General features: G+C 35.4%; 15 protein-coding genes. 4 read left to right on the top strand and 11 right to left on the bottom strand.

The annotated features are described in order from the left end of the window. The first annotated feature begins 7 nt into the window (after positions 1-7). Genes P278_RS08420 through P278_RS08405 form a run of 4 tightly spaced genes read left to right on the top strand, consistent with a single transcriptional unit; the run spans position 8 to position 2,754 of the window. Positions 8-1,336: a histidine kinase gene (locus P278_RS08420; protein WP_038264923.1), complete on the top strand. Its 1,329-nt coding sequence runs from the start codon at positions 8-10 to the stop codon at positions 1,334-1,336. 6 nt (positions 1,337-1,342) lie between these two features. Next, the gene (locus P278_RS08415; protein WP_051413475.1) at positions 1,343-1,669 is read left to right on the top strand and encodes a 2TM domain-containing protein; all 327 of its coding nucleotides are present in this window, start codon (positions 1,343-1,345) and stop codon (positions 1,667-1,669) included. 11 nt (positions 1,670-1,680) lie between these two features. Next, positions 1,681-1,989: a 2TM domain-containing protein gene (locus P278_RS08410; RefSeq protein ID WP_038264921.1), complete on the top strand. Its 309-nt coding sequence runs from the start codon at positions 1,681-1,683 to the stop codon at positions 1,987-1,989. Positions 1,990-1,998: 9 nt separating this feature from the next. Further along, entirely contained in the window at positions 1,999-2,754 is a 756-nt protein-coding gene (locus P278_RS08405) for a LytR/AlgR family response regulator transcription factor (protein ID WP_038264919.1), read from the top strand. Here P278_RS08405 and P278_RS08400 read toward each other — a convergent pair. The 11 genes from P278_RS08400 to moaCB all read right to left on the bottom strand — a co-directional run bounded on the left by P278_RS08400 (position 2,751) and on the right by moaCB (position 14,837). Then, positions 2,751-3,173: a (4Fe-4S)-binding protein gene (locus P278_RS08400; RefSeq protein WP_038264917.1), complete on the bottom strand. Its 423-nt coding sequence runs from the start codon at positions 3,171-3,173 to the stop codon at positions 2,751-2,753. The two genes, P278_RS08405 and P278_RS08400, sit on opposite strands and share 4 nt — an antisense overlap. Positions 3,174-3,212: 39 nt before the next feature. After that, positions 3,213-4,253, bottom strand: a complete 1,041-nt coding sequence (locus P278_RS08395; protein WP_038264915.1) for a methyltransferase — start codon at positions 4,251-4,253, stop codon at positions 3,213-3,215. A gap of 106 nt (positions 4,254-4,359) precedes the next feature. Further along, positions 4,360-5,553: an LETM1-related biofilm-associated protein gene (locus P278_RS08390; protein ID WP_038264913.1), complete on the bottom strand. Its 1,194-nt coding sequence runs from the start codon at positions 5,551-5,553 to the stop codon at positions 4,360-4,362. 209 nt (positions 5,554-5,762) lie between these two features. Beyond that, positions 5,763-6,353: a superoxide dismutase family protein gene (locus tag P278_RS08385; protein ID WP_038264910.1), complete on the bottom strand. Its 591-nt coding sequence runs from the start codon at positions 6,351-6,353 to the stop codon at positions 5,763-5,765. A 57-nt stretch (positions 6,354-6,410) separates the two neighbouring features. After that, positions 6,411-7,097, bottom strand: coding sequence for a DUF2490 domain-containing protein (locus tag P278_RS08380; protein ID WP_316930409.1), 687 nt, complete (start codon positions 7,095-7,097; stop codon positions 6,411-6,413). 16 nt (positions 7,098-7,113) lie between these two features. Continuing rightward, on the bottom strand, positions 7,114-10,323 hold the full coding sequence (locus P278_RS08375; protein ID WP_038264907.1) for a WD40/YVTN/BNR-like repeat-containing protein: 3,210 nt from the start codon (positions 10,321-10,323) through the stop codon (positions 7,114-7,116). Between the two features lie 75 nt (positions 10,324-10,398). Continuing rightward, entirely contained in the window at positions 10,399-10,947 is a 549-nt protein-coding gene (locus P278_RS08370) for a PepSY-associated TM helix domain-containing protein (protein ID WP_038264904.1), read from the bottom strand. A 182-nt stretch (positions 10,948-11,129) separates the two neighbouring features. Next, complete coding sequence (locus P278_RS08365; RefSeq protein WP_038264901.1) at positions 11,130-11,891, bottom strand: hypothetical protein; 762 nt, start codon at positions 11,889-11,891, stop codon at positions 11,130-11,132. Positions 11,892-12,227: 336 nt separating this feature from the next. Further along, positions 12,228-12,791 (bottom strand): YdeI/OmpD-associated family protein, encoded by a 564-nt coding sequence (locus tag P278_RS08360; protein ID WP_038264898.1) that lies wholly within the window; start codon positions 12,789-12,791, stop codon positions 12,228-12,230. 4 nt (positions 12,792-12,795) lie between these two features. After that, entirely contained in the window at positions 12,796-13,803 is a 1,008-nt protein-coding gene (moaA, locus tag P278_RS08355; protein ID WP_038264897.1) for a GTP 3',8-cyclase MoaA, read from the bottom strand. 122 nt (positions 13,804-13,925) lie between these two features. Then, complete coding sequence (gene moaCB / locus P278_RS08350; protein WP_038264895.1) at positions 13,926-14,837, bottom strand: bifunctional molybdenum cofactor biosynthesis protein MoaC/MoaB; 912 nt, start codon at positions 14,835-14,837, stop codon at positions 13,926-13,928. Positions 14,838-14,839: the final 2 nt, after the last annotated feature.

Here is a 14,839-nt window from a genome sequence, read left to right as displayed (position 1 = left end):
GTAAAGCATGAAGCTTTTAAAGCACATATTAACTGCTTTTGGTCTGGGGATTATTTTATTTGTAATTCTTAAGGGGGTGCAAATACTTCTTTACGGTGACTTCCAATTTGATGATTCTCTGTTAACTGAGTTTTTATACAATCAACTTTATGCTGTTGTTTTGTATTTGGTAAATGTCTATTTTTTTATTTTACTGAGAAGGTTTTATCCTGAGAACCATTATACGATACGGAGAATTTTTACTGGTGTCATAGGTTCAATTGTACTTACTATAATAGCTATTTTTTTATTGCGAATTTTTGAAGGGCTAATTCTTGAGAATAAATCCTGGAATGCCTTTATAGCAGGAGAGCGAATAGGGTTTTATGTAGTCGCGTTCTTTATTACCATTACTGTTACGGTTTTTTTTCATGCTTTTTATTTTTATAAAGCTTTACAAGAAAAAAGAGTTAAACAGCAACAGGTAATAGCAGGAACGGCCACCGCACAATTTGATGCATTAAAGAATCAATTAGATCCTCATTTTTTATTTAACAGTTTAAATGTACTAACCAGCTTAATAGATGAGAATCAGCAAGCAGCTCAACAGTTTACGACTTCGTTGTCAAAGATATATCGCTATGTGCTTGAACAAAAAAACAAAGATCTAATTCTTGTCGATGAGGAGTTGAAGTTTGCCAAAACCTATATAGGCTTATTAAAAATGAGATTTGAGGATAGTATTTATTTTGATTTTCCAGATCACTCTTTAAACCCCGAGGCTAAATTGGTTCCATTATCATTACAGTTGTTATTAGAAAATACAGTTAAACATAATGTCGTAAACCCGTCTAATCCTCTTACTATTAGAATTTATGAAAGTGAAGGGTATCTGGTAGTGGAGAATAATTTAAAGCTGAAAGAGACATTGGGAACTAAAGGGAGTGGGGTAGGTTTAAGGAATATTCAAGAGCGTTACAGTATTTTATCAACCAGAGCGGTTATTATAGAAAAGGAAGAACAGGTCTTTCGGGTGAAACTTCCATTATTAACTAAAATCATTAATGTTATGAAATCTAAGGATACCGACAACAGTTATCTACGTGCTCGTAAGAAGGTAGATGAGCTTAAAGAGTTTTATACCAGTTTGGCATCCTATGTAGTTGTCATTCCATTTCTTGCCTTTATAAATTACAGAGTTTACTGGGATTTTCAATGGTTCTGGTTTCCGGCCATCGGTTGGGGAATTGGACTAGCTTTTCAGGCTTTTAAGGTCTATGGTCCTGGATTTGCCTGGGAAGAGAGAAAGATACGACAGTATATGGAAGAAGAGCAACGTAATTCAAAGTGGTATTAAACGATTATGAAAACAGTAGAAAGAGAAGAAGCTTATCTGAGGGCTAAAAAAAGAGTAGAGAATTTAAAGGGTTTTTATTGGAATTTGGGAACCTATTTGATTGTAATTCCGTTGTTAGCCTATGTGAATTATAAAACGACCTGGGAGGATATAAAATGGTTTTGGTTTCCTCTCTTTGGGTGGGGATTAGGAATCATTTTTCATGGATTCTCTGTTTTTGGGGCACATAAATTATTTGACAAAAACTGGGAAGATAGGAAAATACAAGAGTTCATGGATAGGGAGCGTGCCATGACGTTTAAAAATAAGGAGGGGGATTCGGATCACAATTAAATTTATTGAAAATGGAAAATAATCAAGATAAGGAGCTTTATTACAGGGCTAAGAAAAGACTGGATAAACTAAAAGGTTTTTATGGACACTTAACCAGCTATGTTATTATAAATATATTTATCATTATTTTAATTGGAGTAAATAACACTGGGGATTTTTGGACTTTTGGAACATTTGCAACACCATTTTTCTGGGGAATAGGCCTTGCTTTTCACGCATTATCTGTATTTGGAATAAACTCAATTTTAGGCAAAGACTGGGAGCAGAAAAAAATTATGGAGTTTATGAATCAAGAAAAAAACGAAATTAGTAAGCATTAATACGTTTCTATGAAGGTTATTATTATTGAAGATGAGGCGCCGGCAGCAAGAAGACTCAAACGGATATTACAACGACTCAATGTAGAAGTAAGCTGTGTCCTGCATTCGATAGAAGCTTCTTTAAACTGGTTTGAGAACAATAGACATCCGGATTTGATATTTTTAGACATTCAATTGTCAGACGGGTTATCGTTTGAGATCTTTGAAAATATAGAAATTAAAAGCGCCGTAATTTTTACGACCGCCTATGATGAATATGCCTTACAGGCATTTAAATTAAATAGTATTGATTATTTGTTAAAACCGATCGATGAGGAAGAATTGGAAAAGGCCGTTGCTAAGTACGAGCATTTTAAACCCAATTATTTGGCCGGTGGAATTGACTTTGATGATATAAAGAAGCTTTTGGTAAATCCGCTTGAACGAACCTATAAAAAGCGATTTTCAGTGAAAGTAGGTCAACACATTAAGTTAATTACCGTAGATGAGATCGAATGCTTTTACAGTCAGGATAAAACGACCTTTATTCATATTGACAACGGTAGGAGTTATCCAATTGATTTATCATTAGAAGCATTAACGGATGAATTGTCGCCTGAAAATTTTTTTAGAGTAAGCAGGAAGTTTTTTATCAACATAGGAAGCATCAAAGATATTTTAGATTATTCAAATAATCGATTGGAAATCAAACTCAAAAACTTCAGGGAACATCAAATTGTGGTGAGTAGAGAGCGTGTGAGGGATTTTAAGGATTGGATTTCTTAATCTTTGAAATTAATTTCTGTATGAGTTCCATCACAATATGGTTTATTGCCAGAAGATCCACATCTGCAAAAGGCGGTTGTTTTATTTTTCGTTTCAATATTTCCTTGTTTGTCTTTAACCTTAAGGGTGCCATAAATTAACAATGGTCCATTTGGCAATACTTCAACTTTGGTCTCGAGGGATTTTTCTTCCTGATCATTTTTATCACTCATATAATAGCTTAAAGCACCTGAAGGGCATTTGGAAACCTGATCTTTTAGTTGTTCTGTAGTTGCATTCTCGATTTCAATCCATGGCTTTTTGTCTGGATTATACACCATGGGTAATGTTTTCACACAGATACCTGAGTGGATACATTTTTTTGGTTTCCAAACAATGGTCAGTTCCCCATTACTATATTCTTTAACTATTTCACCCATTATTAAATTGCCTTTAATAGAACATATAAGTTACAAAAATTATTTATAAGCAATAGCAGCTGATGATGGTCCTGTTAACCTGAGAAATTCAACTTTTTTAAAACCGGTATCATATGCCCAATTTTCAAAATCATTGAAGGTGTAATCAAATCCTGTTTTGGTTTCTAAAAGCATATTCAAGCTCATAAGTAATCCAAAGGTATTTTTGTTCCGATCATTATCAATTAAGTTTTCGATAGCGACGAAAGCTCCACCCTGTGGCAGCGCATCATAGGCTTTTTTAATCAGTAATTGTTTATTTTCCTCGTCCCAATCGTGCAGTATGTTTCCCATTACTATAATATCAGCAGTAGGGATAGGATCACTGAAGAAATTTCCTGTAGCGGTAGTAACCCGGTCTGATACTTCGAATTTTTCTATCGTTTGTCGAGCAATGGGTTCAACTTCTGGCAAATCGAAGCTGGTACAAGTCATATGAGGCTGATGTGTAGCTACCATAATAGAAAGTAGTCCGCTTGAGCCACCTGCATCAGTCAGGGTTTTAAAATTGGTGAAATTGAAGGAGTTGGAGAAGGCTAAAAAGTTACCCATCTGAACCCCACTCATGGCGTCGATAAACTCCCTTAAACGATCTTGATCTTTGTATAATTCATCGAATAGGTTATCAGATGAGTTTTCGAATTCGGTTTGTGAATTACCCGTCCTCAATCCATCTTCTAATCTACCCCAATTTGTATAAAGTCTATTATTCATCATTTTTAGAATTCCTCCGATATAAGTTTTCTTGTTTTTGTCAAGGAAGGCTTCTGTATCTGGTGAGTTTAAGTAAAGAGCTGTTTCCAGGTTGCCTTCTTTTTCCAGAAACCCTAAGGAAACTAATGCATCCAAAAAGTCGTATAAATGTCTGTCGGTACAATTAAAATGATATTCTGTTTTAATCTCTGCGGCAGACATCGATTTGTGACTAGCAAGATGGGTAAATAAATCCAGGTTTACTGCGGTTAAGAGTACTTTGCTAGCCCAGAAGCCAGTACCTATTTTCATAATTAGATCGGGAGATGGTGCGGAATGGTCTTTCATAATGCAGTATTTTAGATGTTGAGTACTATCCAAAGAATAAGCAAGATGGTAAAGACTTTTAATGAGGTAGAATCTAAGTTAAGCTATTTTTAAAGAATAACATAAATTATTCTTCAATGCGATTATCATCGAAGGCAGAAGGTAATAACTTAGGAATAAGTTTTATGAATAATGGTAATAAAATAGCTCCACCCGGTAAGGCAAATATGGCCAGTGATGGAATGGATTTAAAAATATCAAGTAATTGATCGCGAACCTTTTTACGTTCTTCTTCTGATAATTCCTGGCTTGTTGATTTGGTTAAAAGAAATAACAACTCTTTACTTTGGCTTAATTCCTTTAGAAGTCTTTTACTGTTTCGTGTAATGAGCTTTTTAACAGTTTGATTGGCATTATCATAAAATTGCTTGGCCGGATTGGCTACTTTAAAGATGCTTATTTTTTCTTTATTTGTTTCAAAAAAAGTGGCTACATGATCTAAAGATTCTTCAATATCCTTATTAGGTAAGCCCAGGTCTTTTCCTATACCAAAGATGAATTCAGACTCCTTGTATTCAAAAGTTTTATCTTCCCAGGCAGCCATGCAGGCTATATCTATGAGATACTTTTGTTCAGATTCAAGAAGCCCTGATTTTAATTCACTTAAATAAGAACCATCAAAATCTTTAACCGATGTTTGCTGATGATATGTTAGTGAGGCTTCGAATAAATATAAAAGTTGTTCATCATTTTGAGTTTTCTCCTCTTTAGACAACAACGTATGGTAGGCTAAATTAATAATAATGCGTTCTAGCTTTCTTGCATATTGTTTAGGAGATTCTTTGGATTTCAGATAATGACCAAAGGTTAAAACATCAACATACAACAGAGAATTGGTAATTATTTTATTAAAACTTTTGGTGAGTATGTTTTCATCGATTTGTACTCTGGAGTGTAAATATTTTTCGAGTTTAGAATCATTTTTATTCCCCCCGAAGATCTTATCAAAGAAAGAGAAATTATCACCTTCCAATTCTTTATAGAAATTTACGGAGTCGTTTATGAAATTCTCGAAAGAAGGTTTGGCAGTGTTTAATTTGTAGGTGTAGTATAAAGCGGTAATCAGGTTAATTTTAGCGAGTTCATCTTCACTATAATCTAAATGATAATTTAAAAATGGAAGCACCTCGACATTTGCTCCATAAACAAACCCCATACCTCTAAGTATGGAATATAAACCTTCCTCGTCAGTAAAGAGGTCTTGCTTATCCTTAATTAAAGAACCAAATTTATTTATCCAACCTTGAGCTGAGGGATTCATGTAATTCTATTTGTTTTTCAAAAGTAAAACATATTTACAGAACTATTAACTCAGGTTGTTTCGGAATCGTATGTATGAGGTGAATAATTATCATAGTTTCATATCAAACCTTTTTAATGTCAACATATTTTAATCACGGATGGAGTGGCCTATAACTAAAAAAGGGTTGATACATGTATCAACCCTTTTTCAATTTTTTTAATTTGAATTTATTCAATAATTCCTCCACAGCTTACTCGTGCTCCGGCTGCACCACTAGGCTGGGAAGTAAAGTCATCTGTTCCCTGGTGAACAATAACAGCTTTGCCCACAATGTTTTTTGTGTCATCGTCACAATTGATACACCATTCATCGGTAGTAAATGTAATTGTACCTTTTCCATTTTCATCGGCGGTGAAGTTCCCGATATCACCTTTATGGTATCCAGCTTCATCACCCCATTTTCCATGTTGTTCAAAGGTAGGATTCCAGTGACCTCCGGTAGATTTTCCATCAGGAGAGCTACAATCTGCCTTTTCATGTAAATGGATAGCATGCTCTCCAGGAGTTAATCCTTCAAATGTAGCAGTCATGGTTACCTCTCCATTTTCTTGCTTGAAAACAGCACTACCTTTAACGGTGGATTCACTTTTAGGAGTTAATTCTATGGTTAAGGTTTTAACCTCTTCAACCTTTTCTTCAACAACGATTGTTTCTTCTTCAACTACTTCTTCTTTTTTGTCCTTCTTACCATCGGATTTACATGCGACGGCTACAAACATTGTTGAAAGTGCAATTAGTGATAGTGATATTTTTTTCATAAGAATGATTTTTCTGATTATGAGATAAAGTTAATTATATAATATCGTTATACAAAATTATGATTTCCCAAAGCCGGATAAATCCGCATTTATGAACACACCTAACTGCAGGCGATCAAAATTCACATTGGTAAAATGGTTTTTCAGATATCCTAATTGTACACTTACGTTATTATTAATAACGGCTCCAAATGCCCCATACAACCTGTTTTGACCGAAAACTGTATTTTGGAGGTTCAGGAATATTTCATCGTAAACATTAACAAAAAATGTTTCGGTTAACGGATAGGTTAGTTGAAGGCGGTAACGAACTCTATTTAAAAAGTCACTTTCACCTCCAACATGAACGAATCGTTGTTCTAAGCGGTAACGATGATTTAATTTTAGTTTACCCCAATTGTCTTTAATTTCTAATTGCTGATATATTCTATTTTCAGAGGCGTTCGGTTCATTTCCAAATTCTTGATATAGCGCATCTGTTTCAATAAAACCATAACCCGCAGTTACCATGAACCTATCATTGACGTGATAGTTGATTCCGGTTCTTAGTAGCATTTGATTAAAATTATCAGCGACTTCATAATATCTAAATTGTGCTTCTGTATGAAGACTGAATTTTTCTGAAAGTTTATAGGTGCCAAAATACATATACCATGCTCCCAGTTCATCTTCACCACGCTCCTGTGCTTTTACAAAAATGGTAGTTAAAAAAATACAAATGACCAACAATCGGTTTTTCATCATTGCTAAATAAATTTATTTATGGATTAATATTAAATGTTTCAGTTTCTTTAAAACGAGTAATTTTCAATGCTTTCATTTTTTCTTGATATGCAGGCCATTCTTCCTTAAAAAAGGCATTGGTGGTTTTTAATGCCTCCTGCAAAGCTTCTTTCGCCTGAGATATTAACCTTTTTTCTGTAGCTGTTATGCCTTCAGGTCTGCTGGAAACATAATATCGGGCGTTTGAAATTCTACTATTTACAGTAGGGTCCGTACTACGTGTAAGCCCTTGTCTTTTATCAATCTTTCCAAGATAAATGGCAATTACAGAGTCAATTTTTTTCGTGATTTTTTTGGATGCATTAATCTCTTCTTTGAATTTTTCTTTGTCCAGTTTTTGAAGTTCTGTCTGATAATCTTGAGCGGTATTTTTGCTTTCTACCAGCTGTTTTACAGCATCAGCGGTGGTTTGCTGGTACGACTCCAGTGTTTTATAGGCTGTGTATCTTTCATTAATACCGGCAGGAGAAGCTATTATACGAGGGTCACTCTCAACTTTTATGATCGTTTCTTCAGTTAAATCTCCATAAATCATTTTTAATCGATAAGTACCGGGCTTAACAGAAATTCCGCCATTTTCCCGATTGTTTTTTCTGATGGTTCTGCTAGGATAGTCAGGTCCTTTTTCATCCATATACCAATACATGCGATGGATGCCTTTTTCCTTAGGTGTCTTATGTTTTAAAGTTCTTATCAGGCGATCACCATCATAAACTTCAAGTTTAACAGAGTCTTTAGAAGTTTCGGTTTTAGCCATTTCCGCATGCTCACCATTGTTTTCATTTTCAGAGGTCTCCTTTTTTTCACTTTCTTTGGATGTTTTATTCAGGTAGTAGGTAATCATAGCACCACTTTGTCTATTGTCTCCGCTGTACATACTATGTCCGCCAAAACGAGTTCCGGTAGGTTGTTGGTAAGAAGCCTGATAGGCTGTGGGGGGATTGAAAAGAAGCATTTCTTTTTCAAGCGAATTGGTGTTTTTCGCGATTTCGCGTAATGGACGAATATCATCTAGTACCCAGGCAGCCCGACCAAATGTTCCTATAACCAAATCGTGTTCTCTCGGATGAATTGCGAGGTCTGAGGTGGGGACAGTAGGGTAACCTTCGGTCCATTTAGTCCATTTATTTCCGGCGTCTACGGAAATATACAACCCATCATCAGTACCTAAAAATAGCAGATTAGGTGTTTCCGAATCTTCTATGATGCTTAATGTGAAACTTTTTGTGTCATTTTCATCTACAATACGCTCCCAAGATTTTCCATAGTTTTTTGTACGATATGCATATGGTGTATAATTAAATCTTCGATAATCATTCGCAATAAGTAATGCTTCGCCTTCATTTTTATCAGAGGCACGAATTTGTGCGATCCAACTTCCTTCAGGTAAGCCTTTTAAGCCTTTGGAAACATCTTTCCATGATTCTCCACCATCCTGGGTTATATGAACTCTACCATCATCAGAACCTGTCCATAAAATATCTTTAGTTAGGGGAGAGGGTTCAATAACCAAAATGGTACAATGGTTTTCTGCTCCTGTGGCATCGATTGTTAATCCACCACTATCACTTTGATTCTGTTTCTCAGGGTTATTTGTGGTAAGGTCTGGTGAAATTATTTCCCATGATAAACCTTTATCAATACTTTTATGTACGAACTGGCTTCCAAAGTAGAGGGTTGCATTGTCGAAAGGATCTTGAGCTATTGCGGAATTCCAGTTAAAACGAAGTTTCAAGTTCGGATCAGGGTGGGTTGGACGCACAGAATAGCTTTGACCGGTTTTCCAATCATATCTTTGTACGTAGCCCTGTTGACTCATAGCGAATCCGAAGCGAGAATCATCTTTATCGGGAACAACATCAAAACCATCACCAAAGGCTATTTCCTGCCAATAAGAATTTCTGATTCCTTGTGCTTTCCATACATAGGCCGGTCCTCTCCAGGAACCATTATCCTGCATACCTCCATAAACATTATATGGAAATTCATTATCTACGGAAATATGATAAAATTGAGCTACAGGAAGATTTCCTATAAAACGCCATGTTTTACCTCCGTCTCTGGTAATGCTCATTCCTCCGTCGTTTCCATCGATCATAAAGCTACCATCATCCGGATGGATCCACCATGCATGATGATCGGGATGTATCCCATGATCTGATCCATAAGCAGGCATTAATTGCGAAAAGTTTTTACCACCATCTTCAGATACATTGATATAGGTGAAAACAGAATATATTCTATTTTCATTTTGGGGATCTACATATATTTCCGAATAATAGAATGGACGATTTCCAATATCTTCTTTATCATTTATTTTCTCCCATTTAAATCCACCATCCAAGCTTTTATACAGCGCATTTTTTTTGGATTCTACAAGTGCATAAACAATATTAGGTTTATTTTGAGCAATAGCAATTCCGATTCTCCCGAGTTCTCCTTCAGGGAATCCGTCCTCATCACTAATTTTTTTCCAGTTTTCACCACCATCATGTGTCATGAATAGGCCACTACCTGTTCCCCCCGACTTAAAAAACCAAGGATCGCGTTTGTGTTCCCACATGGCTACAAACAATTTATTAGGATTGTTTGGATCCATAACCATATCCGCAACACCTGAACTTTCGTTAGTATATAAAATTTTATTCCATGTTTTACCCCCATCGGTGGTTTTGAATACTCCACGTTCTTCATGTTTCCCCCATGGTGAACCTATAGCGCCGACATAAACAATATCAGGATTTGTAGGGTCTACAACAATACGGTGTATATGACGTGTGTTTTCCAGCCCCATTCCTTTCCAGGTTTTTCCTCCATCAAGTGACTTATAAATTCCGAAACCACCATTTAAGCTGTTTCTCGGATTTCCTTCACCAGTTCCTACCCAGATAACAGAAGGGTTTGATTGCTGAATTTCAACAGCACCAATTGATGCTGTAATCTGATTGTCGAATATGGGACTCCATTTAATACCACCTGAAGTTGATTTCCAAAGTCCTCCGGAGGCTGTTCCTACATACATAACATCCGGATTTTTATGAACAACGTCTATGGCAGTTACCCGTCCACTCATTCCACCCGGGCCAATATTCCGGGGTTTCATATTTTTAACCAAATCCATCGAAAACTCTTGGCTTACAAGGGAAATAGAAAAGATCATAGAAAGAAAAAGTAGAAATTTTTTCATAATTTGAGTTAGCTTTAGTTGTAATAGTAAAGGTTAAAAATAAGTAAAAGAGTTTGCATTATTCTTAAAGTCTTGTTAATGACTTTTTGATTTGATTTTTTTAATTTTTTTCGGTAAAAACCATAAATAGAATCCACTGAATGAAAGTATAATGAGTCCTAATGATGTTAGGGTGGAGTAGGTTAATTTTGATTCATCGTTATTGGTTTTGAAGATGAAATCGAGGATGGAACCATCATGAATCATTTCGATGATGTCTGCAGTTCGTTGTTTTACGGAGACAATTTCTCCGGAATAACAATCAATTTGTAATTCTGTGAAATGATCTTCAAAACGAATTTTTGCAATTCCTTTGCCAGGTCTGAAGTCTATTCTGTTGATAGCAACTGGTAACTGTAGTGAATCTTTTGAATAGCTTTTGGCAATTTCTTCAATATGGTTCAGCGAAATATATGCTTGTTGTTGTTTTTCAATTTTAGCAGAGGGTGGTTTAAATTGCAGTTGTGCTTTCCAGGCAAGCAATAATCCTGTAACCCCCATGATAAACATAAATATCATTAAAGGGACTGCAATCCATTTATGAATTTTTCTATAAAAGCGTGATTTTTGAGCAACTCTTTGCAACAGATTATAGGCTGAAAAATTAGTTGCCTAAAATATAGAATAGCCTATTAAACTTTCTTAAACTTCTGTTAAGCCTTTTTGTGTAAAATTTAAATTTTCAGGTACCCTTCAATAAAGAAGTAACGACCCTCAACCAAGAGGGTCGTTACTTAAAAGTATTTTTATAATGGAGGTTATTCTAATTAGTTACATCTTTTTGAACCTGCTACGCCTGCAATCTTTCTATTACTTTCCCAGGTTTTGATACATTTTCTTATCCTGTAATTGTACCATACCTTATAATCTTTACCATCATCCCTGAATCCTCTCTGTTCTCGATAACCTCGGTCTTCAAGTTCTCTATAAGCTCTGTAGCGATCCCATCCTTTTATGTAGTTAATCTTTCCACATTCATCGGAACCTGCGATTCCTTTAATATATCCTCCGGATTGCCACGATTTAATACACTTTTTTAATCGATTATTATACCAAACTATATAATCCCTTCCATCATCACGAAAATTATGCTGACGTTCATACCCCATTCGATCTAATTCATTGTATGCTTCCCAGTCTTTCATTCCCTTTAAGTCGTCTAAACTACTAGCTCTGCTGCTATACCGATTATTGTTGTCGTATCGATTATTGTTGTCATAACGACGATTGTAATTATTGGAAGATCGATCCATTTTGTCAAAGCATTTTTGATCTTTAGTTTCTATAGCGAAACGCACTCTTCCGTCATTAATCGTTGCTGCTACACAACTTCTTCGACGATCGTTATACCAATATTGTATGATGCTGGTTGAACTTTTATCAATGCCTGCTAATTCGTAACCCATTCTTTTAAATTCGTTTTCGGCTGAACTGGCTCGCATATCTCTAAACCTTGAAAGATCTCCTTGTGCATGCCCAATAAATACAGTTAGGAGCAGAGTGAATAAAGTCAGTAATGTAATTCTCATGGTTGTAGTGTGTTGATTAATAGCTTATTAAAGATAGTTTATTTTTGATGAAATAAATAATTTTCCCATCTCGTTTAGTCAAAATAATCTATTTTCTTGTTAAGGAGGTAAGAGTGCTTGAAGATTCTTAACCTTAATAAATACAAGTTAATATCACGAAATCAATTCTTATTTAGAATATATAGCGTTCAGACATATTCGAACTCAATAATGGATTGGTGAAGTTCTAAGTGATGGGTGTGAGGATTTTTTTAATATTCATGGAGGGACTGCCTGATCTATTTGATCATGAGAAGAAAAACAAATAAAAAATTACCTAAATACTTCGTATTTGATTTATCGGGTTTTAGTATTCTGTTCGCACCTTATGATGATTTCTTTAATTCTTTTGGAACGCGTCGTATCTCTTTTTGCCTGATTTAGCCAGTACAAGTAACTTTTTTTATAGGTTTTACTAAACGCCTTGTAATTATTATAGGCAGTTATATTCTGATCAAACTCTTTTTGTAAATCTTCTGGTATTATCAAGTTTTCTACCTCATCAAGCGCTGTCCAACTACCATTTTCTTTGGCGATTTCAATTTTAGCCAAACCTGCCTCATGCATGAGCCCTTTCTTAATGAGCTGCTCGATATATGATTTATTAAGCTTACTCCAAGCACTTTTGTTTTTTCTAGGGCAGAAGTATTGCTTTCGCTTTTCCGGTCCGATTTTTTTAACGGTACTGTCAATCCATCCAAAGCATAATGCCTGTTGAACGGCTTCTTCCCATCTCATACTTTCCTGTTTACTATTTACTGTATAAAAGATCAGGTAAATACCATCAGAGGAGTCATGATGTTCGTGAAGCCATTTACGCCATGCTGAACTGTTTTTAAAATAGTGAATCGGTTTCTCCATGGTTTTATCCTCCTATAGTGGTCATGTTTCTATTGTTAGTATGGAGGTCCGGATTTTTCAATTTATCTAAGGTGTCCATACCGCCTCTCATTTTAAATTTGGCCAGCACATGTTTTTTAATAACGGACTCTATACATTTCCCTTGCCTTAGTGGTGTTAAAAGATCAGTTTCTGATGCAGAAAAGAGACAGTTTTTCATTTTTCCGTTGGCAGTTAATCGTAACCTGTTGCAAGAATCACAAAACGGATTGGTTACTGAGCTTATGATTGCGAAAGACCCTTTATAATCTTTAATTTTATAATTTTTCGAAGTATCATTTGGGGCGTCTTTTAAACGTATCACATCATTTTTTTCAAATACCTGGTAGACATGGTTCATAATTTCCTGATAGGAAACCATTTTGGAAATGTCCCATTTATTACCATCAAAAGGCATAAATTCTATAAAACGCACACTCAAGGGATGATCTTTGCTTAGCTTTATGAAATCGACTATTTCGTCTTCATTAAAATTTTTCATTAAAACGGTATTCATCTTAACTTCAAAGCCTTCTTCAATTAATCTTAAAATATTTCCATAGACCTTTTCGAAAAAATTACGTCGGGTAATTGAATTGAATTTTTCTTTATTTAATGAATCAAGGCTGACATTTACTTTTTGAATTCCACATTCCTTGAGGATATTGATATGTCTTTCTATATTGACTGCATTCGTGGTGATTGCTAATTCTACGGGAAGTGAAGCCAATTTTTTAAGAATAATATCAGCATCTTTTCTTACTAAAGGTTCCCCTCCTGTAATCCTTATTTTAGTTACCCCATGTTTTACAAACACCTTGGCTATTGAATAGATTTCTTCGAAAGACATAATATGTGACTTTGGCGACAAAGTAACCCCTTCGGCTGGCATGCAATAGGTACAACGGAGATTGCAGCGCTCAGTAAGTGAAATACGTAAATACGTATGTGTTCTGTTAAATGTGTCCGTTAAGATTTTGTCAACCTCAGTCATAATTTATAAATTCTTTAGTAGTAAATAATCAGTTACTTTTATCAAAAGATGGTTTAGATTATTACATTTCCTATGGTATTTGTTTTCATTCATAGCCAGCTGTATGTTTTAATTAATCAGGATTAATCATGTCTAGCGCCTTTAAAAATTCTGAACAGGTGTAATACAAAAGGAAAAATGGCGTCCATTGATTCTTTGGCACCATTAGTTGAGCCCGGCAGGGCCATTACCAAACTATTTTTATAAGTACCTGCTACACTTCTGGATAACATCGCATATGGCATTCTATTTTGTCCGTAGCTCCTGATGGCTTCTTCTATGCCAGGAATACGACGATCTAACAGGGGTTCCAGAGCTTCAGGTGTCACGTCACGTAGAGATAAACCTGTACCGCCTGTAAATATAATTAGATCAGCTCCGGCACTTTGATATTGTTTTGTTTTTTCCTGAATGATTTCACTCTCGTCAGGAATAACAATGTAATCTAAAATGGAGACGTTATGAGTTTTAAGTTTTGCAATGATAGCTTTACCTGCTTTATCCTCTTTATGACCTTCAGAAATGGTATCTGAACATACAACAACTGTTGCTTTGATATCTTTTCTAAAACGATCGGTGTAATCAGATTTTCCTCCTTTTTTATTTAGAAGTTTAACCTTTTGGATTTCTATTCCTTTGTCTATGGGTTTTAGCATGTCGTACATGTTAAGTGCTACTATACTAGCGCCATGCATAGCCTCAACTTCAACACCCGTTTTGTAAATCGTTTTTACCGTGCACAAAATGCTGATCTCTAAATCATTTATTGTATAATCTATACCAGTGTATTCGATTGGCATTGGGTGACAATCAGGAAGTAGTTCAGGTGTTTTTTTTACCCCCAGTAAGCCTGCTGCTTTACTCATAGAGAACACATCTCCTTTCGGCACCGTACCATTTTTAATAGCCTCTATAGTTTCGTGTCGGCTCACCTTTACAATGGCTTGAGCAGTAGCTACCCTTAACGTATTTATTTTGTTTGTAATATCTACCATAT

The sequence above is a fragment of the Zhouia amylolytica AD3 genome, assembly GCF_000511935.2.
GTDB lineage: Bacteria > Bacteroidota > Bacteroidia > Flavobacteriales > Flavobacteriaceae > Zhouia > Zhouia amylolytica.
Note: the sequence above shows the minus strand (reverse complement) of the source record. Positions and strands in the feature narration are given on the sequence as shown.